This is a genomic window from Kordiimonas sp. UBA4487, from assembly GCF_002389025.1.
GTDB classification, from domain to species: domain Bacteria; phylum Pseudomonadota; class Alphaproteobacteria; order Sphingomonadales; family Kordiimonadaceae; genus Kordiimonas; species Kordiimonas lacus.
This window is the reverse complement of the sequence record NZ_DGNR01000015.1, coordinates 151,597-175,622: the sequence shown is the minus strand read 5'-3', so window position 1 is coordinate 175,622 and position 24,026 is coordinate 151,597. Positions and strand designations below refer to the sequence as shown.

General features: G+C 57.1%; 25 protein-coding genes. 8 read left to right on the top strand and 17 right to left on the bottom strand.

Features of this window, described 5'->3' with window-relative positions; translation table 11 throughout:
* The 3 genes from B3Z17_RS17275 to B3Z17_RS17265 all read right to left on the bottom strand — a co-directional run bounded on the left by B3Z17_RS17275 (window position 1) and on the right by B3Z17_RS17265 (window position 4,260).
* A complete protein-coding gene (locus B3Z17_RS17275) occupies window positions 1-2,130 on the bottom strand; it encodes an ATP-binding SpoIIE family protein phosphatase (RefSeq protein WP_286830956.1) in 2,130 nt (709 codons plus the stop codon).
* Window positions 2,131-2,164: 34 nt separating this feature from the next.
* Window positions 2,165-2,467, bottom strand: coding sequence for an STAS domain-containing protein (locus tag B3Z17_RS17270; protein WP_068306886.1), 303 nt, complete (start codon window positions 2,465-2,467; stop codon window positions 2,165-2,167).
* 200 nt (window positions 2,468-2,667) lie between these two features.
* The gene (locus B3Z17_RS17265; RefSeq protein ID WP_286830955.1) at window positions 2,668-4,260 is read right to left on the bottom strand and encodes a phytoene desaturase family protein; all 1,593 of its coding nucleotides are present in this window, start codon (window positions 4,258-4,260) and stop codon (window positions 2,668-2,670) included.
* A 169-nt stretch (window positions 4,261-4,429) separates the two neighbouring features.
* Between B3Z17_RS17265 and B3Z17_RS17260 the strand changes: the two genes are divergently transcribed.
* Window positions 4,430-4,705 carry an Lrp/AsnC ligand binding domain-containing protein gene (locus B3Z17_RS17260; RefSeq protein ID WP_068306891.1) on the top strand — a complete coding sequence of 92 codons (276 nt, stop codon included), beginning with the start codon at window positions 4,430-4,432 and terminating at the stop codon, window positions 4,703-4,705.
* A gap of 82 nt (window positions 4,706-4,787) precedes the next feature.
* Here the strand turns inward: B3Z17_RS17260 and B3Z17_RS17255 are convergent, their stop codons facing one another.
* From B3Z17_RS17255 to B3Z17_RS17245, 3 genes are all read right to left on the bottom strand, one after another.
* Window positions 4,788-6,521: an amidohydrolase gene (locus B3Z17_RS17255; protein ID WP_286830953.1), complete on the bottom strand. Its 1,734-nt coding sequence runs from the start codon at window positions 6,519-6,521 to the stop codon at window positions 4,788-4,790.
* 172 nt (window positions 6,522-6,693) lie between these two features.
* Window positions 6,694-7,938: an MFS transporter gene (locus B3Z17_RS17250; RefSeq protein ID WP_074519458.1), complete on the bottom strand. Its 1,245-nt coding sequence runs from the start codon at window positions 7,936-7,938 to the stop codon at window positions 6,694-6,696.
* Between the two features lie 42 nt (window positions 7,939-7,980).
* On the bottom strand, window positions 7,981-10,101 hold the full coding sequence (locus tag B3Z17_RS17245; RefSeq protein WP_286830951.1) for a tetratricopeptide repeat protein: 2,121 nt from the start codon (window positions 10,099-10,101) through the stop codon (window positions 7,981-7,983).
* Window positions 10,102-10,358: 257 nt separating this feature from the next.
* On the opposite strand from B3Z17_RS17245, the gene B3Z17_RS17240 reads away from it, so the two are divergent.
* The gene (locus tag B3Z17_RS17240; protein ID WP_068306899.1) at window positions 10,359-10,994 is read left to right on the top strand and encodes a hypothetical protein; all 636 of its coding nucleotides are present in this window, start codon (window positions 10,359-10,361) and stop codon (window positions 10,992-10,994) included.
* A gap of 94 nt (window positions 10,995-11,088) precedes the next feature.
* Here B3Z17_RS17240 and B3Z17_RS17235 read toward each other — a convergent pair whose 3' ends face one another.
* The 5 genes from B3Z17_RS17235 to B3Z17_RS17215 all read right to left on the bottom strand — a co-directional run bounded on the left by B3Z17_RS17235 (window position 11,089) and on the right by B3Z17_RS17215 (window position 15,029).
* The gene (locus B3Z17_RS17235; protein WP_286830950.1) at window positions 11,089-11,337 is read right to left on the bottom strand and encodes a ParB N-terminal domain-containing protein; all 249 of its coding nucleotides are present in this window, start codon (window positions 11,335-11,337) and stop codon (window positions 11,089-11,091) included.
* Window positions 11,338-11,560: 223 nt separating this feature from the next.
* Window positions 11,561-11,770: a cold-shock protein gene (locus B3Z17_RS17230; RefSeq protein ID WP_068306903.1), complete on the bottom strand. Its 210-nt coding sequence runs from the start codon at window positions 11,768-11,770 to the stop codon at window positions 11,561-11,563.
* Between the two features lie 61 nt (window positions 11,771-11,831).
* The gene (locus tag B3Z17_RS17225; RefSeq protein ID WP_286830949.1) at window positions 11,832-13,208 is read right to left on the bottom strand and encodes a DEAD/DEAH box helicase; all 1,377 of its coding nucleotides are present in this window, start codon (window positions 13,206-13,208) and stop codon (window positions 11,832-11,834) included.
* Between the two features lie 472 nt (window positions 13,209-13,680).
* On the bottom strand, window positions 13,681-14,478 hold the full coding sequence (locus B3Z17_RS17220) for a hypothetical protein (protein WP_286830948.1): 798 nt from the start codon (window positions 14,476-14,478) through the stop codon (window positions 13,681-13,683).
* Window positions 14,479-14,702: 224 nt separating this feature from the next.
* Entirely contained in the window at window positions 14,703-15,029 is a 327-nt protein-coding gene (locus B3Z17_RS17215) for a DUF1476 domain-containing protein (RefSeq protein WP_068306907.1), read from the bottom strand.
* Window positions 15,030-15,243: 214 nt separating this feature from the next.
* On the opposite strand from B3Z17_RS17215, the gene purC reads away from it, so the two are divergent.
* From purC to purL, 4 genes are all read left to right on the top strand, one after another.
* Window positions 15,244-16,017 carry a phosphoribosylaminoimidazolesuccinocarboxamide synthase gene (gene purC / locus B3Z17_RS17210; protein WP_068306909.1) on the top strand — a complete coding sequence of 258 codons (774 nt, stop codon included), beginning with the start codon at window positions 15,244-15,246 and terminating at the stop codon, window positions 16,015-16,017.
* A 71-nt stretch (window positions 16,018-16,088) separates the two neighbouring features.
* The gene (gene purS, locus B3Z17_RS17205; RefSeq protein WP_286830947.1) at window positions 16,089-16,328 is read left to right on the top strand and encodes a phosphoribosylformylglycinamidine synthase subunit PurS; all 240 of its coding nucleotides are present in this window, start codon (window positions 16,089-16,091) and stop codon (window positions 16,326-16,328) included.
* A 5-nt stretch (window positions 16,329-16,333) separates the two neighbouring features.
* Window positions 16,334-16,996, top strand: a complete 663-nt coding sequence (gene purQ / locus B3Z17_RS17200) for a phosphoribosylformylglycinamidine synthase subunit PurQ (protein ID WP_286830946.1) — start codon at window positions 16,334-16,336, stop codon at window positions 16,994-16,996.
* A gap of 11 nt (window positions 16,997-17,007) precedes the next feature.
* The gene (gene purL, locus B3Z17_RS17195) at window positions 17,008-19,221 is read left to right on the top strand and encodes a phosphoribosylformylglycinamidine synthase subunit PurL (protein WP_286830945.1); all 2,214 of its coding nucleotides are present in this window, start codon (window positions 17,008-17,010) and stop codon (window positions 19,219-19,221) included.
* An 88-nt stretch (window positions 19,222-19,309) separates the two neighbouring features.
* Here the strand turns inward: purL and B3Z17_RS17190 are convergent, their stop codons facing one another.
* Window positions 19,310-19,639: a winged helix-turn-helix transcriptional regulator gene (locus B3Z17_RS17190; protein ID WP_068306919.1), complete on the bottom strand. Its 330-nt coding sequence runs from the start codon at window positions 19,637-19,639 to the stop codon at window positions 19,310-19,312.
* Between the two features lie 131 nt (window positions 19,640-19,770).
* On the opposite strand from B3Z17_RS17190, the gene B3Z17_RS17185 reads away from it, so the two are divergent.
* Window positions 19,771-20,358 carry an NAD(P)H-dependent oxidoreductase gene (locus tag B3Z17_RS17185; protein WP_286830944.1) on the top strand — a complete coding sequence of 196 codons (588 nt, stop codon included), beginning with the start codon at window positions 19,771-19,773 and terminating at the stop codon, window positions 20,356-20,358.
* 74 nt (window positions 20,359-20,432) lie between these two features.
* Here B3Z17_RS17185 and B3Z17_RS17180 read toward each other — a convergent pair whose 3' ends face one another.
* The gene (locus tag B3Z17_RS17180) at window positions 20,433-20,825 is read right to left on the bottom strand and encodes a hypothetical protein (protein ID WP_286830943.1); all 393 of its coding nucleotides are present in this window, start codon (window positions 20,823-20,825) and stop codon (window positions 20,433-20,435) included.
* Window positions 20,826-20,961: 136 nt separating this feature from the next.
* Here B3Z17_RS17180 and B3Z17_RS17175 point away from each other — a divergent pair, with 136 nt between their 5' ends.
* On the top strand, window positions 20,962-21,405 hold the full coding sequence (locus tag B3Z17_RS17175) for a DUF6694 family lipoprotein (protein WP_286830942.1): 444 nt from the start codon (window positions 20,962-20,964) through the stop codon (window positions 21,403-21,405).
* Window positions 21,406-21,475: 70 nt separating this feature from the next.
* On the opposite strand, the gene B3Z17_RS17170 is transcribed toward B3Z17_RS17175, so the two are convergent.
* The 4 genes from B3Z17_RS17170 to B3Z17_RS17155 form a co-directional block, all read right to left on the bottom strand.
* Entirely contained in the window at window positions 21,476-21,934 is a 459-nt protein-coding gene (locus B3Z17_RS17170; RefSeq protein WP_286830941.1) for a hypothetical protein, read from the bottom strand.
* A gap of 10 nt (window positions 21,935-21,944) precedes the next feature.
* On the bottom strand, window positions 21,945-22,409 hold the full coding sequence (locus tag B3Z17_RS17165; protein WP_068306930.1) for a hypothetical protein: 465 nt from the start codon (window positions 22,407-22,409) through the stop codon (window positions 21,945-21,947).
* 124 nt (window positions 22,410-22,533) lie between these two features.
* On the bottom strand, window positions 22,534-23,433 hold the full coding sequence (locus B3Z17_RS17160) for a hypothetical protein (protein ID WP_286830940.1): 900 nt from the start codon (window positions 23,431-23,433) through the stop codon (window positions 22,534-22,536).
* A gap of 118 nt (window positions 23,434-23,551) precedes the next feature.
* The gene (locus B3Z17_RS17155; RefSeq protein WP_286830939.1) at window positions 23,552-23,974 is read right to left on the bottom strand and encodes a DUF1330 domain-containing protein; all 423 of its coding nucleotides are present in this window, start codon (window positions 23,972-23,974) and stop codon (window positions 23,552-23,554) included.
* Window positions 23,975-24,026: the final 52 nt, after the last annotated feature.

Sequence of the window (24,026 nt, the reverse complement as noted above, 5' to 3'; positions counted from 1 at the left end):
CTAGCGCAGCCGGTATCGGGCCAACACTTCGTTGCCCCGGCCCATGTAGGTGACTTCATCAAAACAGCCACCCGCCATGGTGACACCCCGACCATGCTTTTTGGTGTGGCCGCCTTCCACGCCTGTGAAAGCCTGATGATCAAACCCTTCACCAGGGTCTGTGATGCGGAAAAGAATATCAGTGTCCGTACGGCGAAATTCCACTGTGACATACCGGTCTGCATAAGCGGGCAATGACCGCCGGTATTTGATTTCCTCCGACAGCCGACCTTTTTCGATCAGCCGACCTTTTTCGCCGTGACCAATGTTGAGGCAGCCGTGCTCCACAGCATTGACGAACAATTCAGTCAACCCAAGCGCAACCGGAACCGGTTCCGCGCACGCCCCCGCGAGCATGGTGGCCAAATTCTTGGCCTCTTCCCGCGTCCTGAAGCGGTAGCTGGCGAGGTCCACATCACCAATTTCTGCCGTCCGCCGCCCAACAGCATCTGCGGCTGACAGGCGCAGCAGATAGTCGTCCGCCTCGGCGTGCACAGCCGCCCACAAGGCGTCAGCCCCCTTACCCAGGCTGACAATGCGGCTGACATTCAGGTCAAACTGCAGTTGCTTCAAATCCGGCTCACGGTCAATATCCGCCCATAGCACAATCGGGCCGCCTGCCTTGATGAAGGCGTCGCCCAACGTCAAACAGATTTCCGCAGGCCCTTCCCGGCGTGCCGTTTCTGCGTCTGTGACAAACCCAACCACAGGCAAATCGCCGTGCACCTCGTTTGCAAGACTGGCGGTATCGGCCACGCGCAGGCACTCAAACTCTACCGGCTGGCTGACGCCCACGACTTCAGCTAGCGTGCTGTTGTCAGGCGTCATAACCAGAACCCGCCCCTTGACCCCATCCGTGGCAGCATCGTCTGAAATCGCACTGTGCTGATCACGGTGAATGGCCAGAGCTGTCAGGTCATCGGGCAGTTCGCCGGGCAACTTGGCGTAGAATGATTTCAGCAACCGGTCCAATAGTGTTTCGCGTTTACCTGCCTTTGCTTTGCTTTCAACTTCCGCAACGAAGCCGTCTTCACCCAAAAAGGCACCATCCGGCCCCGCAGCTTCCAGAAGCACGTCCGAATAGCAGATGAGCGTTTCGCCGGCGCGCAGGCAGGCTGTCTTGTTTTCATATCCCGGACGGCTGAGAATACCCACCGGCGTGCCCGCACTGTCCAGCAGGCGCACCTTGCCCTCCGTATTCACAATCATCGGCCTTGGCGCGCCGGCTCCGGCATAAACAATATCGCCGGTCCGGTGGTTGATCACCGCGTAAAACATGGTCACAAAGTGCCCCAGCGGGAATGTGGGCTTGAGTGCACCATTCAGGCACGTCAGGAAGCTGGCCGGGTCGTCGCGGTACATCTCGAACCGGGTCATGGTCGCATGCAGGCGGAAGGTGTTCAGCGCAGCCCCTACCCCGTGGCCTGAAACATCCAGCACAAAAACGCCGAATTCGTCGTCAGAGAGCGCCCAACCGCCCCACAGGTCGCCGCCCAGTTCAAACGAGGCCTTATAGTGGGTTTCAAACGCCATACCCGAGATATGTTCAAGCGCGTCAAGGGACTCTTTGTCGGGCAGAAGGGAATGCTGCATGTCCCGCGCCATGGAAAGCTCGGACTGCATACGGGTCTGGAAATCGCTCAGGTTCTTGATCAGGAACTTGTTTTCAAGGTGCATACACACCCGGGCCAGCAGTTCCGGTTGGTTGATGGGCTTGGAGACAAAATCTGTCGCGCCACTGCTGAAAACCTTCACGCGCTCTTCCGCGGTTTCCGAGGCTGACTGAACAAGAATGGGCATTCCAGCCGTTTTCGGGTCAGCCTGCAATATCCGGCAAACCTCATAGCCGGTAACCCTTGGCATATTCAGGTCAAGAATCAACAGGTCAGGCGGCGTTTCCTTAATGAAATCAAGCGCATCCTGACCATCTGCAGCATAAAAGAGTTCGGTAAATCCCGCTTGCTCGAGGCAGCGCCCAATGATCTGGCGCATGATCGCCATATCATCCACAATAAGGATGGTGGCACCCCGAACTTCGGCTGCGAGTTCCTCGACCCGGCCGGGTATGCCCGTATTCTCAACGCTGTTCACCGTTGCAGCCGTTTCTTGGCAGCCAGACGCTGCATCAAGACTGCAGCAGGTCAGAAAGCTTGGTCAGCTTTAACATGCTTGCCACGTGCCCCTGCGCGCCGGAAACAGACAGCTTCCATCCCGCCGTATCGGCCTGCTCTTTGGCAATGAGAAACATGCCGAGGCCTGCCGAATCAACCATATCAACGGCTGACAGGTCAAACACACAGGACGTGATATCGCGGTCTGCCAGGTCTTTCAGCAACTGCCGGAACGCAACATTTTCGGAAAATGTGATGTCGCCCGTGAAGGTCGCTGTGATTGCACCATCCTCTGAATCCTTGATGCGGTATTCCATAAAAATCCCCCTTCGGCCCAGAAAGCCTGAAATGACGGGGTAGACAACCAAGGCTTGACCCAGGCCACCTGCCCATTGGAAATAACACCCAACCCACAGATGGTATTATGCGTCAAAACTTTAATAATTCAATAAGATAGGCGGTCAATCACAACAAGCGTACAACGCCGGCGTGCCATCCAACCCTCAGGGATTTGGGCTCATACCCGCCGACGCTTGAAATCCCGGATGATTTCCGCCGCCGCATTGTGCCCCGGCACACCGGTTACACCGCCACCCGGATGCGCACCCGAACCACACAGGTAAAGCCCATCAACCGGCATGCGGTGGTCTGCATGTCCAAGCACGGGCCTGGATGCGAACAGTTGGTTCGGTGTCAGCTGGCCATGGAAGATATCACCGTCAATCAAGCCGAACTTTCGCTCCAGGTCCAGTGGCGAGTGAATTTGGCGCGCGATAACGGCCTTCTTGAAATTGGGCGCATACTTGCTGACGGTATCAATGATCAGGTCAGCCACCTCTTCCCTGTGGTCGTCCCAGCTCTTGCCGTCCGGCAGGTTTGGGGCAAATTGCTGGCAGAACAGGCTGGCCACATGCTGGCCTTCCGGCGCCAGTGTATCATCCAGCGTGCTGGGGATCAGCATCTCGACTATGGGTTCTTTGGACCAACCCTGAAGCTGCGCATCCAGGTAGGCGCGGTCCAGATAGTCCATGCCCGGGCCGATCACGATGCCGGCGCTATGATGGGGCGCCTGCCCATTGGCTGGCAAGCAGGTAAATTGCGGCAGTTCCGACAGCGCCACATTCATGCGGAAGGTGCCTGACCCACTTTTCAAATGCTTGATACGCTTGCCGAAATCTTCCGGCACCAATTCAGGGTCCACCAGCTTACCAAAAAGCAGCTTCGGCGCCACGTTGGCCGCCACCGCGCGCGCCTTGATAATGGTGCCGTCCTCCAGCGCCACACCGCAGACCTTGCCTTTTTCCGTGATGACTTCCGCGACCGGGCTTTCAACCCGAATTTCGGCACCGGCCTCAAGCGCAGACTTGGCGATGGCTTCACTAATTGCGCCCATGCCGCCAATAGCGTGCCCCCACACACCCTTCTTGCCGTTCACTTCACCAAAACAATGGTGCAGCAACACATAGGCCGTCCCCAGCGCATTGGGGCTGGTGTAGGCGCCAACAATCCCGTCAAAGGCGAAGGCCGCCTTGATCATATCATTTTCGAAATAGCGGTCCAGCATATCGGCGCAGCTTTGTGTTGCCATGTCCAAGAGCAGGCGCTGTGCCTCGATCGGCTGGCGTATGGCGCTCAGGCCCAGCTTGGCGGCCTTCATAATGTCACGCAGTCCGCCGCCCGCATTTGGCGGCGCCTGCAGCAGAAGCTGTCTCAGCTCATCGGCCACCATGGTGATATCGGCGCTGTAGCGGTCCAGCGCCTCGGCATCATGTTTGGAAAAGCGGGCGAATTCTTTCTTCTGCTCCTCGCTGTCATAGGAAAAAGCCAAGTGATCGCCATTTTTCATCGGGAAGATGTTGGCCAACTTCCGCTCCACGAGCTTAAGACCATGGCGGTGCAATTCCAGGTCGGCAATCACCTTGGGGTTCAAGAGGCTGACGGTATAGGACGCAGAGCTGTTGCGAAAACCCGGGTGAAACTCTTCTGTCACCGCGGCGCCGCCGAGCATGTCACGGCGTTCAAGCACTACCACCTTGAGGCCCTTTTTGGCCAGATAGGCTGCACAGGTCAGGCCGTTATGGCCACCGCCGACAATTGCCACGTCATACATAGATTCACTCCCTCAAAAAAGTCCCCACAGGTTGGGTACGACAGTCCTTGCGTGCGGGCAATGGCATTTTTGCAGGTGCGGCTTTCCGATTGCCAAATCTACCCTTCACAGTCGCGCCCCTTTTCGCTACAAGCGGATTAAGTTTCTTTGTCAATTAAGGTTTCAGCCAATGAAGACCGTCTTTGTTATGATCAAATGTGAACTGGGTCGCACCTATGATGTTGCGGCTCATTTGGCGGATGAAATTCCTGAGGTTCGCAGTGTCTATTCCACATCCGGCAACTATGATCTTCTGGCCCAGTTCCAGCTGGGTACGGACCAGGAGATCGGCCGCTTCATCACGCAGCAGGTGCAAACCACGCCAGGCGTCAAGGACACCTACACGATCATCGGCCTGAATGCCTTCACTGAAGACAATATGGGCGCCGGACCAGACCCTATCTGAGCCAATCCCCATCTGACTTTCTGCTGATGTTCAGCAAAAAAAGGGGCGCCCCGAGGGTGCCCCTTTCCTATTCTGCTATCCCTTATTTACAGCCGTGCACGCAGGCCCCGCTAATAAAGGTGTTGATCACCGTGATATCGCTGATCGTCTCCGGGACAATCTTGTAGGGGTCGGCGTCCAGGATGATGAAATCTGCTTCCTTGCCCACTTCAATAGACCCACGGATATCGTCCTGCCCCATCAGGTAGGCGCCGTTAATAGTCAGCGCACGGATCATATCATCAACACTCAGCGCCTCCTCGGGAATCCAGCGCTGGTCTTCAGCATTCAAAGGGTCCTTGCGCAGAACCGCTACTTCAATGGAATGAAACGGATTGCTTGTGGATACCGGCCAGTCGCTGCCCCAGACAATGCGGGCATCCGCCTCGACAAAGCTTTTCGCCGGGTAAAGGCTGTCGCGCAGCTCTTCCTGCAGGAACGGTTCTGTTAGCTCAGAGATGTAAGCATCCCGGAAGTGCCACAGCGTTTGAAGGTTTGCCGTCACACCCAGGGGCGCGAAACGCGCGATGTCTGATGGCTGCACGATTTCCAGATGGGAAATATGGTGGCGACGGTCCCGCTCACCATTTGTTTGAATGGCAGCCTCAAAGGCGTCAAGACCGACGCGAGCGGCCCGGTCCCCAAGGGCATGCATATGCACCTGGAAGTCCTTGGCTTCAAGCTGGGCAGTATAAGCATTCAAAGCCTCTTCGCTCAGATTGATTTCGCCCGCGTGCTCCGGCCCCATCGGGGCGTTGACATAAGGCTCCAGAAGCGCCGCTGTATGGTTTTCCGGCACACCGTCGACAAAAATCTTCACAGCTTCTGCATCCAGGCGCCCGGCACTCCGGGCCCGGTACTGCGCACGGCGCGCCACCAAACGGTCAACAGTCTCTGCAACATTGTCCAAAGTCACCTCAGAGGTCACCATTTCGTTTGCCGCCAGCAGCGACACGCGCACCCGTTGTGGCAGGTCTGCGCGTTCCGATGCCGCCAGATAGGCCTGCTCGTTCACATCCGACATGATGGCCGCATCAATGGTTGCGGTAATGCCGTGACCGGCCTGATAGGCCATACCCGCTTCAAGATTCTTGATCACATCTTCAACCGCTGGCGCCGGGAATACGTGAGCCACAAGGCCTTGCGCGCTTTCCCTCAGGGTCCCCGTCGGGTTGCCATCAGCGTCGCGCTCAAGTCGGCCATTCACAGGGTCTTCCGTGTCTTTGGTAACGCCAGCAAGTTCAAGCGCCTTGCTGTTCACCCAACCATTGTGACCATCCGCCGCCACAAGGAAAACAGGCCTGTCCGGAACAACAGCATCCAGCAGTTCTTTTGATGGGTTGGCGTCGGGGAACAGGTTCAGCTCCCACCCACCGCCGGTGATGGCCCCCAGTTCGGGGTGCGCTTCAGCATAGGCCTTCACCGCAGCCAGGACTTCATCCGCCGAGGTCATACCCTGGAGCCCGAGCCCCAGCAGTGTTCCCCCGCCGTCGGGTAAGTGGGCGTGGCTGTCGGTAAAGCCGGGAAAGACGGCCTGGCCCTGCAGTTCGATCAGCTTGGTCGCATCACCCCTGTAGGCAGTAGCGTCCGCATCTGACCCGACATAAATAATCTTGCCGCCCCTGACGGCCATGGCTTCGGCGACGCTTTTTTGTCCGTCAATGGTGTAGATGGTTCCCCCGGTCAACAGCAGGTCAGCCGGCGCAGGCGCCTTGCCTGCCTGTTCCCCACAGGCTGCAGCGAGCAGAAGCGCGCCAAGCGGCAAAAATCTATTCATCCTCTTTCCCCTTGATAATGTGATCACATTTAGGCGAGAAGATATCGAAAACCGATGCCTAATGCAAAGCATTATCTGAAAAACAGGCGTGAATAATCCAAAAAACTTACTGACCGAGGCCTGACCGTCCAGTCAACATTGTGATCACTATATAGCGCCTCAAGAAGGCTTTTTAGGCCCGGACCACCCCTGTCCTGTCGATTTGGCGGTGCAGCGACACCACCCACCATAGCACCAGCACCATGATCAAGCCGCCCGCCAGAAGCGGCAGGCCATTGAGCTGCTGGTTCAAAAGCCCGGCAGTCAGTGGCCCGGTGGAACGCCCCAGCGACTGCATCGACTGGAACACCCCCATCACCGCGCCGCGTTCGGTTGGTTTCGCCCTGTGAGATGCCAGTGCCGCCATGGATGTGTTGAAAAGTGCGGTCCCAAGGCTGGTGGCGGCAATACCCAGGTAAACAAGGCTCGCTGTGGGCACCAGCATGATCAGGAACAGCCCCACCCCCATGAAGAATACCCCGACGCGGGCCAGGGAAATCTCGCCAAACCGGAGCGTCAGGCGCCCGATCAGACCGCCCTGCACAAGCATCAGGATCAGGCCGATCATGAAGAAGAGCTTGCTCATGTCCGGCGGCCCCCACTGGTAGCGCGTTTCCATGAAATAGCTGAGCACCGATTCCATCATCGACAGCGGCACGGTAAAGCACAGCATCATCAGGCAGATCTGAAGCAGAATTGGGCGGGTGCGAATGCGCCCGAAGGCTTCCAGGCGGCTGATGCGGTCTTCGCCTTCCACAGTATCCGTGTGGCTTTCGCGAAAGCGGACGGCAACCACAAGCGCGCCCACAAGCAACAGCCCGGCGGCGATGGCGGCAGGCACGGAAATGGTGGCGGTCTGTGCGTCACCGCCCCCAAAAATGCCGCCCACGGCGGGCCCCAGCGTGAAGGCAAGGCCGATGCCTGCGCCCATAAGGCCAAGACCCTTCGCCCGGTTCTCGGGCGCTGTCAGGTCACTCACGGCTGCCATCACCACCGACGTGTTGCCGGAAAAGATGCCGATGAGCGTAAGCCCCAGGAGAACCATGGCCGGCGTATCTGCCATGGTGGCCAGAAACAGATAGCAGGCGGAGGCACCCACAAGCGTGATGATCAGGATGGGGCGTCGGCCGAACCAATCCGACAACCGCCCCCACACGGGGCCAATGATAAACTGAGACAGGCTGTAACTGGCCAGGATCGGCGTCGCTTCCGCCTGGCTGGCACCCAGGTTTTCCAGCACATACATGATGGACGGCAACAGCATGGCAAAGCCCGCCATCACGAAAAATACGACTAGAAACAGAATCGGCATAAAATATCCGGCGAATTGGGCCGCAAGCGGCCAGGAAACGTCATTGACCGGTTTTACGCACTCCACCCCAATAACTCAACAGCCGTGTCAGCGCCTCGTGGCCTATGCCTAAGTGGGCTCCCCTCCGGCCCCGCCGTCAGCCTTGGGCGGGTCGTCACCTGTCTCAGGTTCTGTCTTGGGTGCTGTTTCATCTGCGTCGTCAGCCGCAGGCGCGCCATCGCCCCTCGTGTCATCAATCAGCTTCTGTTTCGCAGCTTCACGCTTTTTGCGCTCCTCTTCAAACTTGGCGCGGCGCTCGGCCTCCTGTTCGGCCTCTGCATCCGCTTCAGCCTTGATGGTTTCCTGCCAGCCATCCACAAGCCCGGCCAGATAGGTCACCAGTCCGGCGTCAGTGCCTTCCGCCAGCTTCTGCGCCTTTGACGCCTTGTTGATCGCGGATGAATAATAGCCCTGACGCGCAAGCGCCAGCGACATGTCTGCTGCCACAATGGCAGAAGACGGCAGAATTTCTTCAGCCTGCCTCAGCTCAGCCATCGCCTTCTGCGTTTCGCCCTGTTGCAAGTAAACCCGCCCCAGCATGGCATGGATTTGGCCGTCCGAGGGCGCACTGGCCGCCAGCCCCACCAGGTCCTTCTCGGCATCATCAAACCGCGACAGGGCGATATAAACCAACGCCCGGTTCTTGATGGCTGACTGATAGTCGGCATTTTCCTTGAGCGCCGCGTCGAAATGGCCAAGTGCCGCCTCAAAGTCGCGCTGACGATATTTGACCGACCCCAGGATATTCGCCGCCTGGGCAGACCCCGGCACCCGCGCCTGTATCTTGTGCGCCAAATCCTCGGCCGCTGCGTAATTGCCCTGCCCCAACCACAGGTTGGCCAGTACCGCCATGCTTTCCACATCATCCTGGTTCTGCAGATAGTAAGCCTGCAGTTCCTCGGTCGCGCCTTTCTGGTCACCCGCAAAGAAGCGGGCCAGCGCCAGGCGCCGGGTCAGCCCCTTCATCAGTGTTTCACCGTCAGCGCCGCGCTCTGCCGCCAGGCTACGGGCTTCCCTGAGACGGTCCCGAACCTTGGCCACTTCCCCGAGTGCCCCATGGGCAGCCGCGGCCATCAAAATGGCTTCAAGGTCCCCGCCCTCTTGCTCAAGAAGCGGCTTCAGAACATCAAGCGCCTCCCGCGCCCGCCCGCGCTGTGAAATGCTTTCGGCCAGCGCCAGGCGCGTCAAGCGATCACTCGGCTGACCCTCCAGAAACCTCTCCAGATACATGCTGGCCGTGGAATATTTCCCAAGCTGATACGCCACATGCCCGTAGGTGCGCGCAGCCGGCGGATAAAGCCGCGTCAGGTCCCCCGTTCTCAGTAACAGCGCTTCGGCTTCGCCGAGCTTGCCGGTCATCGCCAGGATCAGTGCCGAATGATATTGCGCCATCGAATTGCCGGGCGACAGCGCATAAACCGCATCCAGCTCCTTCTGCGCGTCTTCAAATTTCCGGGTATCAATATAAGTGCCCGCAAGTTCCAGACGCGCAAGCAGGTGGCCACTGCGGGCCGCGACAGCTTGTTTCAAAAGCCCCACGGCTTCCTCATGGCGCCCTTCATAGCGTGCAATGGCGCCGCGCACGTGCAACACGCCCGGGTCGTCCGGGGCCATCTCGCCCGCCTGTTCTGCAAGTCGCCCGGCCTCTGCCAGATCACCCTGCGAAAAAGCCAGAGTCGCCAGCCCCAGATAACCGCCGAAATGGTCGGGCCGTTCCTCGATTGCCTGCTGGAAATACTCCCGCGCAGCATCCGGGCCGCGCCGGTCCCGCGCCACGTCGGCTTTCAGCAGCAAGGCATCAAACCGGTCATCTGGCGGGATGTCCCCTTCCACCAGCACCTTCCAGGCGCGGTCCATTTCCCGCTGGGCTACAAGGGCACGAGCCAGCGGCAGCACAAGCTCCGCCTCATCAGCGCCCGCTTCGCGTGCTTTCTCCAGCGCCACCTCTGCCGCAACACCGTCCAATACGTCGTTATAGACCTTCGCCAGCACCAGATAGTCATGCACATCGGCGATATCCGCCTTGTCCTGCGCCTCAATGATTTTGACAACCATCGGAAAATCGCCTGCGTCCACGAGCGCATCGATCTCCGCGTCTGTCACGGCGTTATAATCAATATCTTGTTCCGCATCGTTGTCGCCACACGCAGCGAGCATCAGAAGCGATACTAAAGACAACTGTTTCAACATGCCCGAACCCCCATTCAGTTCATGAAACCCATAATGTGATATCCAGCATAGGTGATAACCATTCGCGATTACAACATAGCCGATATTTTCCCGTGACAATTTTATGCAAATGCAATAGAAAGCTTAGCTAATGCCGGAGCCTTTAGGCGCAGATAAACCTAGGTTTACAGTCAGGATTCCGGTTTCGGGCATCGTCGAAAATGACAACCGCAGATAGATAGGGCATAAGCGGTACAAAGCGAATTGGGGTTCGAACGATGAAATTCTTGAAAATGCTTGGCGCGGGGCTTGCGGCCTTTTTCGCTGTATCTACAAGTGCATACAGCCAGGACGCCACCTATCCTTTCATTGATGTAAAATCTGACGTGGGCAGCTACGACCCGGTAGCGCTAGGTGAAGACATACAGCTTGACGGGTGCGGCACCTCCATCTGGGCGGCCAGCGGCACCAGCACCTTTTCCTGGTGCGACATTACCGATTATGCCGAATTCTCGCTGTCCTGGTCAGTGTGGAACTGGGACACCTGGAGCTGGACAACCTTTGCCTCTTTCTCAGGCAACAGCGTAGGCAGCGGCCTGACTGCCGTGGTCAACACTGGTGTTGGCTCACCTTTCACATCGGCGGGTGTCTATTATATCGGACTGCTTGCTGAAGTGACCAGCTCTCAATATAGCCTTGGCAAGGATGTTTCCATCACACTGCCCGGCGGCCTTATCCGTTATCCGGGTGGCGACAGTTCCCTCAGCTATGACGGCAGCACCAACCGGGGCTTTGATTACACTGCGTTGGTAATTGACGACGCGGCATCGGTGCCCGAGCCCCTTGGCGCGCTTCTTCTGCTGCCTGGCCTGATTTACATGGCGCGGCGCGAACGCAGACGTCGCAAGGCGTAAGAGGAACATGAGACACAAGAAAGGCCGGAACGATCCGGCCCTTTTTCTATGGCTTTGAACACCAGGCTGTTAGGGTTTCAAGCTACGAAAGGCTTCAGAATTTTGGGGCCTGAACGATATAAGCACCAATGTCCGTTTCCCCCAGGGCCCTGTTGGCCTCCAGGCGGTTCATCCCTTCGACCAGCACATAACGACCTTTGCCGTTGCGCACCTTGATCGGCTTCGGGTCTTCGCCATTCAGCAACTTTTCGGTTACGGCGTCCACCTTGCTTTGGTCCAGCTCACCACGCCTGGCTGTAGGGATGTAAATTTCGTCGATTTTTACAGACACGATTTTCAGCATTATCCGGTTCCATATCTGCTAATGCCCAGCCTTGCAGCATGGGCGTCTGGGCAAGGCGCGCCTGCCGGGCGGCAGAGGCGAATTTTTGAGATATCATAATTGCCCGTCAAGCTTAGCCGATCAGCCGCACTTGGCAAGCCGTATCAGTCTTCGGGGGGCGAGCATTGTCCCGAAAAAAAGGTGAGGCACAAAGCGCCTCACCTTCATGTCTTTAGGCTTGTCTTTAAGTCAACTGCAGGTTTTCAGCAGAAGATTTGCCGCGCATTTCGTCGACCTGGATTTCATATCCAACTTCGTCGCCTTCATTGAGGCCGCTCAGACCAGCACGTTCGATTGCGCTGATGTGTACGAATACGTCAGCACCGCCGTCAGTTGGTTTGATGAAGCCGAAGCCTTTGTCTGGGTTGAACCATTTTACAGTACCTGTAGCCATGTGAATTTCCTTTCAGTCTACATTTTGGATAACGGTATTAGTTGTTTAGTGTGTGCCTTTTTCAGGCGATGCCTGCCGCGAGTGACTTGCTCTTGCCGAGCATGCGCATCAAGCCGTCGGTGGGCATTTCCGGCCCAGGTTTGCGCCATGGTGGCGCGCTGGGCTTCCTGCTCTGTGGCTTGCTTTTTATTTCAATGCCACGGCTGGATTTCTGATTCTTCTCTGATGTTGCCTTTGTTGCCTGTGGGCGAGCCTGCGAGGCGGTGCGGGTCTCGTCGCTGCTGTCAGCGCCAACCTTGGCCTGATCAGCTTTGACCTGATCAGAGGCAGGCAGCAATTGCTGGCCTGTGAGTTTCTCGATCTCGCGCAAAAGCTTCACTTCGGATGCATCGCACAGGGATATGGCAACGCCGCTTCGCCCTGCCCGTGCTGTGCGGCCGATCCGGTGCACATAGGCTTCGGGAACATGGGGCATATCGAAATTGATAACATGCGAGATGTCGTCGATGTCGATGCCGCGGGCTGCAATCTCGGTGGCGACCAGGATTCTGGTTTCGCCGTCTCGGAAGCCTGCCAGGGCCTTCTCGCGCTCGACCTGACCCTTGTCACCGTGAATGGCCTCGGCGGGTTGCCCCGCGCCTGCCAGATCGGCCGCGACCTTGTCCGCGCCGTGTTTGGTGCGGGTAAAGACAATGGCCTTTGTGACGGTATCGTCGGCCAGCACGTCAAGAAGGGCGCGGCTCTTGGCATTCTTTTCAACACGCATCACGATCTGGGAGATGCGGGCGATCGGCGTTGATGCCGGCGCAACTGAAATTTCGGTCGGGTTGGTCATGAATTCATTTGCCAGCTTCCTGATCTGTGGCGGCATGGTTGCCGACATCAGGATGGTCTGGCGCCCTTTGGGCAGTGCCAGCATGATCTTGCGAAGTTCAGGCAGGAAGCCCATGTCCATCATCTGGTCGGCTTCATCGGCCACCACCTGAAGCGTCTGGTCCAGCCGGATCGCGCCCGATACCATATGGTCCAAAAGCCGACCCGGCGTCGCGACAATGATGTCGACGCCCGGGGCGCAAGCCGCAATCTGGGGCCGGGGGCTGACGCCGCCGACAACAACAGGGGCGCTCACTTTCATGAACTTGCTGAAGGTCTGGATTTGTTCTGCAATTTGCTGGGCCAGCTCGCGCGTCGGCGTCAGAATGAGCGCGCCGCAAGTTCCTGGCCAATGCCGCTTTTTCCTGGCTGCAATCCGGTTCAGGATCGGCAATACGAAAGAAGCGGTTTTACCGGTTCCGGTCTGCGCGATGCCAATAACGTCGCTGTGCGCGTTCATGGCCGGGATTACATCACGCTGGATAGGTGTTGGGGTAGTATATCCTGCTGCATCAACAGCGCGCAGGACTGACTCAGCAAGGCCGAGGTCTTTAAAATAAGTCAAATAGTCTCTTCAATCCTCCTGCAACACATCACCTCGGGAGGCGACAGAAAGCAGGCACTTTGTTTGGGAAGTCTGTGTAGATCAGCTGCCGTATGTTCTTTGCCAAAATTGGCTATTATTCAAGGCAGCAATCGAAGGATCAATGACGAGAATGGAATGCCGCTGATGAAGTCATCTACACACGGCATTTGCACCGCTTAGAACACGGATCCGGAACAATAGCAAGCAAATCATCAGTTACCTGCCCATCAACTCGCCCCCACACAGCGTCTAAGCATTGAACATATCACGTCACCCTACCCAGCGCCTAACGCCTTACGATTGACTGATGGTTGTGTGCCACCATAGGTCAATCCAGATAGCCCCCTTGCTGCTACCCAACAAAAAAGGCCGGAACGAACCGGCCTTTTTTCGGGTTTGGGAGCATCTGGTATTAGGGCCGAGAACTCCCTTGGCCTGCCTCAAGACAGGTTCATCGCCCATCGGTTATCGCAGCTTTGATAAGCCCCGAGAGCACCGCTTCTCGCTTCCACCCCAGTAGCTCCCCCTTCCTTAGACGTTGCGGGAAAAGTGGGTGAAATTTCATATTCAGCCAGAGCCTGCCGCCCTTTGGCCGGTAATCCACAAACCGAGCACTATCCAAGTTCACAGCGTTAGAGAAACCCAAGTGATAGTAATGCCCCCTGTTCACACAGGAAATTGCTGCGGTTCTTGCTTCCAGATCATTAATGGACGGGTCCGGATGGATGTTGATAATAATAAGAGTTCGAACAGACTCATTAGCTTCTGTTTCACGATATAGGCCGCAGCGCCCCTCATCTAGCCAGCGCATGGAATCAAACAAGTCACCCGGCACATCTCTATGGAAAAACTGTAGCAACTCCTCGCCACCCGTTTTCCAGTCCTCCGACAAAACATCTTCTACACCGAACACCAGGACGTTCGCCCGCCCTACTTCGTTCGCCACTCGAAAAACTCCACCGTAGGTAAAATTTCGGAGCATGCTGTCGTTGAAGAGGAAAATAGAATTATTTCTGTGCGCCGTGCCTGCATAAAAGTTTCTAACAAAACCGCCGCCAATGCCAACATACCGCGCGTTAGCTTCGTCAAAAGCCATTAAGTCTATTAATTCCAGATTTTTCTTCTCTGTCTCTGAAAGTTGCTCGAAGCCAACAAGCGTATTCAAGGCCCGCCAAGACGTGCTTGTATCGGCACTCGCATGAAAGGAAAATTGGGCCAAACATACTATCGCTATTCCCCAAAAGCGCATTGTCCCCCTCCTCAATAACGGTTTTTTTCTACCGTTTCCTGTTTGACCTTGTGAATCATTAACTTACTAACTTAAAGCAGCGTTTGAAGGACACAATACTGAACTATTTGTTTACCACCGCTTTCGCATTAAAGATTCCGTTAACTTCCCGCTGTCAAAAGCTACTGCTACAAAAAAAGGCCGGAGCGAACCGGCCTTTTCATCATTCGATTTTCCAGAACGTCTTACTTCGCTTCAGCCATGATCTGCTGCTGCGCTTCGCCCAGAAACTCTTCAAGGTGCTTCTCAATACGGTGGCGGGAAATATCCAGGCCTTTGCCTTCGATATCCGCCAGCACCTTGCGAATCACGTCCTCGTCGCCGTCTTCCTCAAGGTCGGATTTCACAACCTCTTTGGCGTAGGCCGCTACGTCGTCACCCGAAAGGCCCATCTCACCGGCCAACCACTCGCCCAGCAGGCGGTTCCGACGCGCGCGCGCCTTGAACATCATGGTCTCGTCGTGGGCGAATTTGTCTTCAAAAGCCTTCTCGCGGCTGTCGAACGTGGTCATTGTTACTCATCCTCTTATCCGAGTCTCAGATTGAGACCCCACTAATTTAGCATAGTGCTTCCCTCTATAAAGGAAATTTCTGCGCACATTTCCAGACCTTAGACGAAACTTATTGTTATTTGTTACAGAAAGATTGTCGCAGGGAACCTTTTCCCTTATGTTCGCGCCCGCGCAACCCACTGACATCCCTCAAGCTGAGGAAAAGAGGCAATATATGTCCCGCCGCAACAAGATTTACGAAGGCAAGGCCAAAGTTCTGTTCGAAGGCCCCGAGCCCGGCACTATTATCCAATATTTCAAAGATGACGCCACTGCGTTCAATGCCGAGAAAAAAGGCACGCTCGCAGGCAAAGGCGTGGTGAACAACCATATCTCTGAATATATTTTCACGGCCCTGGCCGACATCGGCGTCCCAACGCATTTTATCGAGCGCACGTCCATGCGCGAACAGCTGGTTAAAGCTGTTGAGATCATCCCGGTTGAAGTGATTGTACGCAACATCGCCGCCGGTGGCATCTCCAAACGCCTTGGGATCGACGAAGGCACCCCACTGCCCCGCCCGATTGTTGAGTTCTGCTACAAGTCCGACGAGCTGGGCGACCCGCTGATCGCTGAAGAACATGTGCTGGCGTTTGGCTGGGCCGACGAGATCGAGCTTGAGGAAATGACGCACTATGCCCTGCGCATCAACGATTTCCTCTCCGGCCTGTTTGCCGGCATCGGCATCAAGCTGGTGGATTTCAAGCTTGAGTTCGGTCGCCTGTATGAAGGCGAAGACTGCATCACCATTCTCGCAGACGAGATCAGCCCCGATGGCTGCCGCCTGTGGGACATGAAAACCGGTGAGAAGCTGGACAAAGACCGCTTCCGCCGCGACCTTGGGGGCGAGATGGAAGCCTACCAGGAAGTCGCGCGCCGCCTTGGCATTCTGCCGAACGCGGACATCACCGAAATTGCAGATCATCAGAACAAGGGCCAGAAGCAATAGCTTCTGGTCCGACCTTTTTGTAAGCCCAAAGCCTAACGGCACAATTATCTGACTGAAAGAAAGTGAGCCCAATGAAAGCCCGCATTCACGTGACCCTTAAAAACGGCGTTCTGGACCCTCAAGGCAAAGCCATCGAGCACGCGCTCGGCAACATGGGATTTGACGGTGTCGAAGCCGCCCGCCAAGGCAAATATATCGAGCTGGACCTCAAGTCCACCGACCCGGCATCGGCGGAAAAGGAAGTGGACGAAATGTGCCGCAAGCTTCTGGCCAATACCGTGATTGAAAACTATTCCATCGAACTGGAGTAGATCACATGAAATCCGCGGTTATCGTTTTCCCGGGATCGAACTGCGACCGGGATATGGCTGTCGCCCTTGAGAAGATCACAGGGCAAAAGCCACTCATGGTCTGGCACCAGGAGTATGACTTCGACAAGGTCGACTTCATTGCCCTGCCAGGCGGTTTTTCCTACGGCGACTATCTTCGTTGCGGCGCCATGAGCGCGCGCAGCCACATCATGAAGGAAGTGATCAAGCGCGCGGAAGCGGGCGTGCCCACGTTCGGCGTGTGTAACGGCTTCCAGATCCTGACGGAAACCGGCCTCCTGCCCGGCGCCCTGATGCGCAACGCGGGCCTGCATTTCGTGTGCAAGGACGTGAAGATGACGGTCGAGAACACCGACACCATGTTCACAAGCGCCTACGCAGCCGGCGAAGAGATCACCATCCCGGTTGCCCACCATGACGGCAACTATTTCGCCGACGCTGATACGCTCGACCGCCTTGAAGGCGAAGGCCAGGTGGCGTTCCGGTACAACGAAGACATCAACGGCGCCCAGCGCCGCATCGCCGGCATCACAAACGCCAAAGGCAATGTCCTTGGCATGATGCCTCACCCTGAGCGCATGATCGAACCAGCACTTGGTGGCTCTGACGGCCGCAAGCTGTTCGAATCTGTCATGAACCGACTGGGCTAAGGGGAAGAGCAATGAATAACGGCAACGAAATCAAGATCACCCCGGAACTCGTCAAGGAACACGGGCTGAACGAAGAAGAATATGCGCGCATTGTCTCGGCAATGGGGCGTGAGCCAAACTATACAGAGCTTGGCATCTATAGCGTGATGTGGTCAGAGCACTGCTCCTACAAATCCTCGCGCTTCCACCTGAAGAAGCTGCCGACCAAGGCCCCTTGGGTTATCCAGGGCCCGGGCGAGAACGCCGGCGTGATCGACATTGGCGACGGCCAGGCCGCGATCTTCAAGATGGAAAGCCACAACCACCCATCCTATATCGAGCCCTACCAGGGCGCGGCGACGGGCGTGGGCGGCATTCTGCGCGACGTGTTCACCATGGGCGCCCGGCCTGTGGCCAACATGAACGCACTCCGCTTCGGCGAGCCGGATCACCCGAAAACCCGCCACCTGCTGGCAGGCGTGGTTGAAGGCATCGGCGGTTACGGCAACTGCGTGGGCGTGCCCACCGTGGGCGGCGAAACCAACTTCGACGAAAGCTACAACGGCAACATCCTTGTGAATGCCATGACCGTTGGCCTCGCGGACACCGACAAAATCTTCTACTGCGCCGCAGCGGGCGTGGGGAACCCTGTTGTCTATGTGGGCAGTAAGACCGGCCGCGACGGCATCCACGGCGCCACCATGGCGTCTGCCGAATTCACGGAAGACAGTGAAGAGAAGCGCCCAACCGTTCAGGTGGGTGACCCCTTCACCGAGAAGCTGCTGATTGAAGCCTGCCTTGAGCTGATGGCCACCGACGCCATCATCGCGATCCAGGACATGGGTGCGGCGGGCCTGACGTCGTCAAGCGTTGAGATGGCGTCCAAAGGCGGCGTGGGCTTTGAGCTGGATCTGGATCAGGTGCCACAGCGCGAAGCCAACATGCTCCCCTATGAGATGATGCTGTCCGAGAGCCAGGAGCGCATGCTCATGGTCCTCAAGCCGGGCCGTGAAGACATGGCGAAGAAGATCTTCGAAAAGTGGGAACTGGACTTTGCCGTGATCGGCCATATCACCGACACCGGCAACCTGACGCTGAAGTTCGGCGGCGAAGTGGTGGGCGACATGCCGATCAACAGCCTCGTTGAGGACGCGCCAGAGTATGAGCGCCCCTATATCCCGACGCCGAAGCGCGACGCGGTGGACGTGGACGCACCTGCCGACCTCGGCAAGGCTGTGATGGACCTGATCGGTGGCCCGAACCTCTGTTCGCGCCGCTGGATCTGGGAACAGTATGACCACATGGTGATGGGCGACACGATCCAGCGCCCCGGTGGCGACGCCGCTGTTGTGCGCGTGCACGGCACAGAAAAAGCGCTGGCGATCTCGACTGACGTAACCCCACGCTACTGCTATGCCGACCCGGTTGAAGGCGGCCGTCAGGCGGTTGCGGAAACATGGCGGAACATCACGGCCGTGGGCGCGACCCCACTTGCGATCACCAACTGCCTCAACTTCGGCAACCCCGAGCGCAAGGACATCATGGGCCAGTTCGTCGGCTGCCTTGAAGGCATGGGCGAAGCCTGCCGCGCGCTGGATTACCCGATCGTGTCCGGTAACGTGTCGCTCTATAACGAGACCAACGGCTCCGGCATCCTGCCAACACCCGCCATCGGCGGCGTCGGCGTGATGGCCGACAGCAACAAGATGGCCACCATTGCGTTTGCGGGCGCGGGCCAGACTGTGGTGCTGATCGGCGAGACCAAGAACGAGCTGGGCGCCAGCCTCTACCAGAAGCAGATTCTGGGCAAGAACGAAGGCTGCCCGCCGCATGTGGACCTGGATATCGAACGCCGCAACGGTGATTTCGTCCGCGCGCTGATTGAAAATGGCCAGGTTTCCACCTGTCATGACCTGTCTGACGGCGGCCTGATCGCAGCCCTCGCCGACATGGCGATTGCGGGCCGTGTGGGCGTGAGTGTGGATGTCGAGGGCGACCTGCCGCTTCACGTAGCACTGCTGAGCGAGACCCAGGCCCGCTATCTTGTGGCCACCGACGCCGAGACGGCAGAGACCATCCGCAAGGAAGCCAAGGACGCCGGCATTCCGGTGGCCGTACTGGGCGAGACCGGCGGCGACCGCCTGACCGTCAACGGCGGCGCGCTTGACCTGGCGCTCAGCGACCTCACGGCCGCGCATGAGGGCTGGATGCCGAACTATATGGCGAAAGAGCCGCTGTCAGCCTAAGCTGACACCACGACTTAGTCACGGAAAAGGCGCCCTACCCGGCGCCTTTTTCTGTTTGCGGGCCAAAGCTCCGCCGTGCTGATTCAGGTTAAAGCCCCCGCGCTTCGGCCCAATCTTTCAGCGCATCCAGGATATGCAGGGTCGACCGCCCTTCGTCGGTGATCTCGTAGCTCACGGCGAATGGTTTTGTGCTGATCACTGTGCGCACCAGCAAGCCCGCGTCTTCCAATTCCTTCAACCGCTGGGTGATCATCTTCTTGCTGGCACCCGGCAGCATCCGGGCAAGCGCATTGAAGCGCACCGGGCCATCCTTCAGGTGCCACAGGATGGTGCCCTTCCACTTGCCTCCGATGATCCGCATGCCGTTTTCAATGGCGCATGGTGTCAGCCAGCCATCGGGTTTGTTGCTCGCATCCATCGCTTCTGCCTCACTCGCATTGCTGCCTGTTTGCATTCGAATTTAGGTTACAAAAAGTATACTAGTTGATTTTATAAACCAATGTACCCACCTTCGCCAGCATCATCTTCATGCAGACGAAGGAGCGACAAATGAAGGATCAGATTACCACGGCACTGGTTATCAACGGCGCGGACCCGAGCGCCTATTCACGCGGCGAGTTTAACGCGGCCATGGCAGACGCGGCGGCAGCCGCACTGGCGCCGCATATGACCGTGCTAAGAAGCCGTGTGGCAGACAATTATGATGTGCAGGCTGAGATCGAAAAATATCGGGCGGCCGATCTGGTGATTTATCAGTATCCCGTGTTCTGGTTCATGGTGCCGGGGCGGTTGAAGCAGTATATGGACGATGTGTTCGCCTATGACGCTTTTTTCACCTACAACGATGGCCCGTATGGCAGTGGTGGCCTGATGCACGGCAGGAAGGTGATGTTTTCCACCACCTGGAACGCGCCGGCAGAAGCCTTTGACGACAGGAATGCCTTCTTTGGCGGCATGAACCCGGCCGAGGCCATCCTTCCCATGCGCAAGGCCCACCAATATTGCGGCTTCACGGAACTGCCGCATTTCTCCAGCCACAATGTGATCAAAGACCCGCAGTTCGCAAGCCACAAGGCCCGGCTTGAAAGCCACCTGCGCAAGGTCCTTCACCTCGAAAAAGCTGTAGCCGCGGCCTGAGCTGTTTTCAATGTCCTCAAGGGGCCAATGATGCCCCTTTGAGGTGCAGGATTCACTGGCGCCTTTCTATGGATCTAGCGCCGTTCAAATGCCCTGATGAGCACGGAAAGGCCGAAGATGAACGCCCCATGGATTGCCGGGGCCACCAACAGGATGGGGATCGCCAGCGGCTCCTGCCAACCGGTATAGCCAACATAAGGGAACCCATAATTCGCCGTCAGCAGAAATGTCCCCACAAAGGCGGGCATCCCGCCCTGCATGACGCCACGCGCCCCCACCTTCAGGCCAGCAATCATAGGCAGGATGATCCAGATGGTCAGTAACGCACCACCGAGTCCCGTGAAAAACTCTCCGGCGATCAGGTAGCAGAGATGCAGCAGCCCGACAGTCGCGAGCCCCGCGATCACCCACTTGTAATAGCCCGGCCCCTCTGAATGCCGATGGCGCCGATGTGGAACTGTCTTCATGTCTGCCTCAATGGTCTCACCTACATCCGCAGCGACAATGCTGCGAATTCATCAGGCATGTACGATGCCATAAATTCTCCACATCTTATGGTATAGTCTGGCCGTACAGAGACAATCATAAAAAGGGAGATCACGTATGACACACTTTATGAAGCCCCTGACCGCCACTGCCATGCTGCTGGCCCTTGCCGCCTGCGGCGATAGCGGCGACAGCACGCAGAAGGCTGACGAGACGGCCCCGGCTGCGACGGAAGCCACTGCTGAAAAATCCTCCATGGACAAAGCCACTGAGATGGCGACCAAGGCGGCAGAAGCGCTGAAGCTGGACACCAGCTCGCTCGACGCGTTCAAATCCAGCCTGGCGGCCATGAAAGGTTCGCTGTCGGAAGAAGACCAGTCCAAGCTGATGGATGCCCTTTCCGGCATGGTGGCCAGCGACGGCGAATCCAGCACTGGCGGCCTGATGGACACAGCCAAGAAAATGGCCGAAGGCAAGTCGCTCACCGAAACGCTCTATGAAAAAATGGGCGACAAGCTGGACGGCAAGACATTCGAGGACATTCTTGCCATGAACGGCTAAGTCCTTTCAATTTCATGGGAAAAGGTGCCCCAATCTGTGGGCGCCTTTTCTTTTGCCGTGTGCACAGCCGCTATTTGGCTTTCCTGAGGCCCATCAAGGCCGCAATGGTCATCAGCACCACGCCGCCCAGGAAAACATAGCCGCCCCATTCAAAATCATCGATGCGCAGGAACAGGCGTTCGGCGATATGCTCGCCCGCTTCTTCAAGCGGGTCCGTGACATGCTTTTCCACTTCACCCCAAAAACCATGCTCGCGCTCAAGATGCAGCTGCCAGCGGATGAGCGGCCAGCAGAGTGCGCCCCAAACGCCCAAGACTGCGACGAAAGCGCCCTTGCGGGATTTAACGGCGTCCAGCACGGGTGCCAACACCGCACAGGCAATCAGCACATAAAGCTGCGGCTTGCCAATGTCAGCATAGCTGATCACCTTCAGGTGGATCACGTCCAGCAGCGGTGAAAAGGCGCCGATGATGGTCATCAGCGCCCCTGCAAACATCACAAGACTGATGTTTCTGTTCGGTTGCTTCACGGAGTTACCCTTAGGCTTTCTTTGCTGCCATAAAGGCCATCACCGCACCGACCGTCATGACGATCATGCCAAGAACAAACATCAGGCCGCCGATTTCCATGTCGAACACGTTCGAGAAAATCCGGCCTGCCACGTCTGATGCGGCTTTCTGAATCGGGTCTGTCACCTTCGAGAGCTTGCCCATCAGGCCACCATCGTCACCGCTGTCACCGCCCATATTCTTGATCACAGGCCACAGCAGCACCAGCCACGCACCGATCGCCGCGAACAGGCTGAATTTGCGTTTATCGAGGAAGATCACAACCGTGGCCGCCAGCGCGAATGCCACCAGTAGATACACTTCCGGGTCTGCCGCGTCTGCATAGCTCATGGTGCCAATACGGCCAATTTCCACCATCGGCAGAAACGCGCCAATCGCCACCATCAGCGACCCAACGAGAGTGATAATATCATTACGCCCAAGACTGATTTTCATGAGATTGCTCCCCTCTTATTTAAAGCCCACGCCATCCTACGCCCAAAGCTCGATGTAAAACAAGCGCTTAGATCGAAGCCACCACCAACGGCGGGAACGCCTGCAATAAGGCACGGCGATCTTTTCAATCTGCGCTGGAGGAGCGCTTCCGATTGCCGAACCGGCGGGTCGCTGAAGGTAGCAGACGTGACGTGGCCGGCTGGACGCGCCCCTGCTGCAACTTGGATGAGGCATTAGAGGCTTCCAGCCTGGTTTTTTTTGTTTCTGGATAATAGTTGCTACCCAACCACCCAGTACCAATAACCGTGACTGCCAAGAGTGCAAATGGCCAGTGTTCCATGGCGCTGTGCACATAGGAGGCTTCTTTGACATTGCCGAGCGGGTAGCTAAATAGGTTCGCAAGGCTGACGCTGATCACTGTAACGAGAATGAGGCAGATAAGTATGCCAACATAATAGCCATGGGAGGAACGCGGCACGAAAGCAAAGGCGGCAGCCGCCAGCACCGGCACGTGCATCAATAAGCGGCCCGACATAGAAAGCTGGTTCACCTCAACCAGTGGCAAGGTAAACCAGGCGGCAAGCGATACAGCCACAAATGCAATGCTAATATAGGGTGTCCAGCCTGCATCCACGTATTGCCATGTTTTGTGTTGGGACTTCCACAGCACGGTTTCCTCAGTTGTCGTGAACAACTCGATCGCGGCACTGATCCACACACCAAAGGCCATCATCAGAAGAGACTTTGAAACAAAGCTTGTGAGCCCCAAGACCTCTGACAGCATGGGGTGTGCATAAAATAGAACTGCTGCCAGAATGGGAATTGGCAACCAACGGAAAAAATCGACTTTAAAAAGCGGCCAGCAGCCACCCAGAAGCATGAATAGTGGTAAACGGCGCCACAACAGTTCGAGAAAAGTTTCGCCAGCATAGGCATCATGCCAGTTGGGGCCCGATGTCACTGCGTAATAGTGCGCAATGACCAACGCCGCCAACAATGTGGCGAAAATCTCTTTAGCCTTCATGTCGGATATACCCCCATCAGCAAAATCTCTTCTACGGATAGGCTATCGCACACCTATAGGGCGCGCAAACAACTACTAAAATTTGAGTTTTCTGATCAAGGCTACGAAATATTCCGCGCTAGCCAAAGGCTGCACTGTTCTCCAGTTCGGCGCACCTCAGGAGGCGGCTATCGAGAACGGCCGCCTGCCGGTGCTTCACCGCCTTGCGGTATTCGGGGTCTGTCACCATTTCCATGAAGGCGCCGGCATTCGGATAGCGCGCCACAAATGCCAGGTCCCACGTTTCTTCCTTCGGGCCGATCAGCATCAACTGCGGCGCACCGCGCCAGACAATGCTGCCGCCCACGCGCGCGAAGATGGGGCCGCTTTCCTTGCCATATGCCTTGTAGGCGTCTGCCCCCGTCACCACTCCTTCTGGCGCTGTGCCCTCATACTCTGCCTTGTCCTTCAATCGGATCAGGTTCAGCATATTGATGGGCTGGTCCCGCGGCAGGTCCTTGAAGGCTTCGAACTGCTCGCGTTCGGGGTCGATATGGCTCATGGTCTTCTCCCTTGTGGTTTATCCTGACATAGGGGAAAGCAGGCCAGCGGCA

What these genes read in the sequence shown, in the direction of transcription:
- B3Z17_RS17215 (WP_068306907.1), bottom strand. Translation starts at nt 15,029, where the DNA reads ATGACCACGTTCGACAGCCGCGAGAAGGCTTTTGAAGACAAATTCGCC.
- purL (WP_286830945.1), top strand. Translation starts at nt 17,008, where the DNA reads ATGAATAACGGCAACGAAATCAAGATCACCCCGGAACTCGTCAAGGAA.
- B3Z17_RS17255 (WP_286830953.1), bottom strand. Translation starts at nt 6,521, where the DNA reads ATGAATAGATTTTTGCCGCTTGGCGCGCTTCTGCTCGCTGCAGCCTGT.
- B3Z17_RS17160 (WP_286830940.1), bottom strand. Translation starts at nt 23,433, where the DNA reads ATGAAGGCTAAAGAGATTTTCGCCACATTGTTGGCGGCGTTGGTCATT.
- B3Z17_RS17165 (WP_068306930.1), bottom strand. Translation starts at nt 22,409, where the DNA reads ATGAAAATCAGTCTTGGGCGTAATGATATTATCACTCTCGTTGGGTCG.
- B3Z17_RS17230 (WP_068306903.1), bottom strand. Translation starts at nt 11,770, where the DNA reads ATGGCTACAGGTACTGTAAAATGGTTCAACCCAGACAAAGGCTTCGGC.
- B3Z17_RS17175 (WP_286830942.1), top strand. Translation starts at nt 20,962, where the DNA reads ATGACACACTTTATGAAGCCCCTGACCGCCACTGCCATGCTGCTGGCC.
- B3Z17_RS17240 (WP_068306899.1), top strand. Translation starts at nt 10,359, where the DNA reads ATGAAATTCTTGAAAATGCTTGGCGCGGGGCTTGCGGCCTTTTTCGCT.
- B3Z17_RS17235 (WP_286830950.1), bottom strand. Translation starts at nt 11,337, where the DNA reads ATGCTGAAAATCGTGTCTGTAAAAATCGACGAAATTTACATCCCTACA.
- B3Z17_RS17245 (WP_286830951.1), bottom strand. Translation starts at nt 10,101, where the DNA reads ATGTTGAAACAGTTGTCTTTAGTATCGCTTCTGATGCTCGCTGCGTGT.
- B3Z17_RS17270 (WP_068306886.1), bottom strand. Translation starts at nt 2,467, where the DNA reads ATGGAATACCGCATCAAGGATTCAGAGGATGGTGCAATCACAGCGACC.
- B3Z17_RS17260 (WP_068306891.1), top strand. Translation starts at nt 4,430, where the DNA reads ATGAAGACCGTCTTTGTTATGATCAAATGTGAACTGGGTCGCACCTAT.
- B3Z17_RS17185 (WP_286830944.1), top strand. Translation starts at nt 19,771, where the DNA reads ATGAAGGATCAGATTACCACGGCACTGGTTATCAACGGCGCGGACCCG.
- B3Z17_RS17180 (WP_286830943.1), bottom strand. Translation starts at nt 20,825, where the DNA reads ATGAAGACAGTTCCACATCGGCGCCATCGGCATTCAGAGGGGCCGGGC.
- B3Z17_RS17265 (WP_286830955.1), bottom strand. Translation starts at nt 4,260, where the DNA reads ATGTATGACGTGGCAATTGTCGGCGGTGGCCATAACGGCCTGACCTGT.
- B3Z17_RS17220 (WP_286830948.1), bottom strand. Translation starts at nt 14,478, where the DNA reads ATGCGCTTTTGGGGAATAGCGATAGTATGTTTGGCCCAATTTTCCTTT.
- B3Z17_RS17155 (WP_286830939.1), bottom strand. Translation starts at nt 23,974, where the DNA reads ATGAGCCATATCGACCCCGAACGCGAGCAGTTCGAAGCCTTCAAGGAC.
- purC (WP_068306909.1), top strand. Translation starts at nt 15,244, where the DNA reads ATGTCCCGCCGCAACAAGATTTACGAAGGCAAGGCCAAAGTTCTGTTC.
- B3Z17_RS17190 (WP_068306919.1), bottom strand. Translation starts at nt 19,639, where the DNA reads ATGGATGCGAGCAACAAACCCGATGGCTGGCTGACACCATGCGCCATT.
- purS (WP_286830947.1), top strand. Translation starts at nt 16,089, where the DNA reads ATGAAAGCCCGCATTCACGTGACCCTTAAAAACGGCGTTCTGGACCCT.
- purQ (WP_286830946.1), top strand. Translation starts at nt 16,334, where the DNA reads ATGAAATCCGCGGTTATCGTTTTCCCGGGATCGAACTGCGACCGGGAT.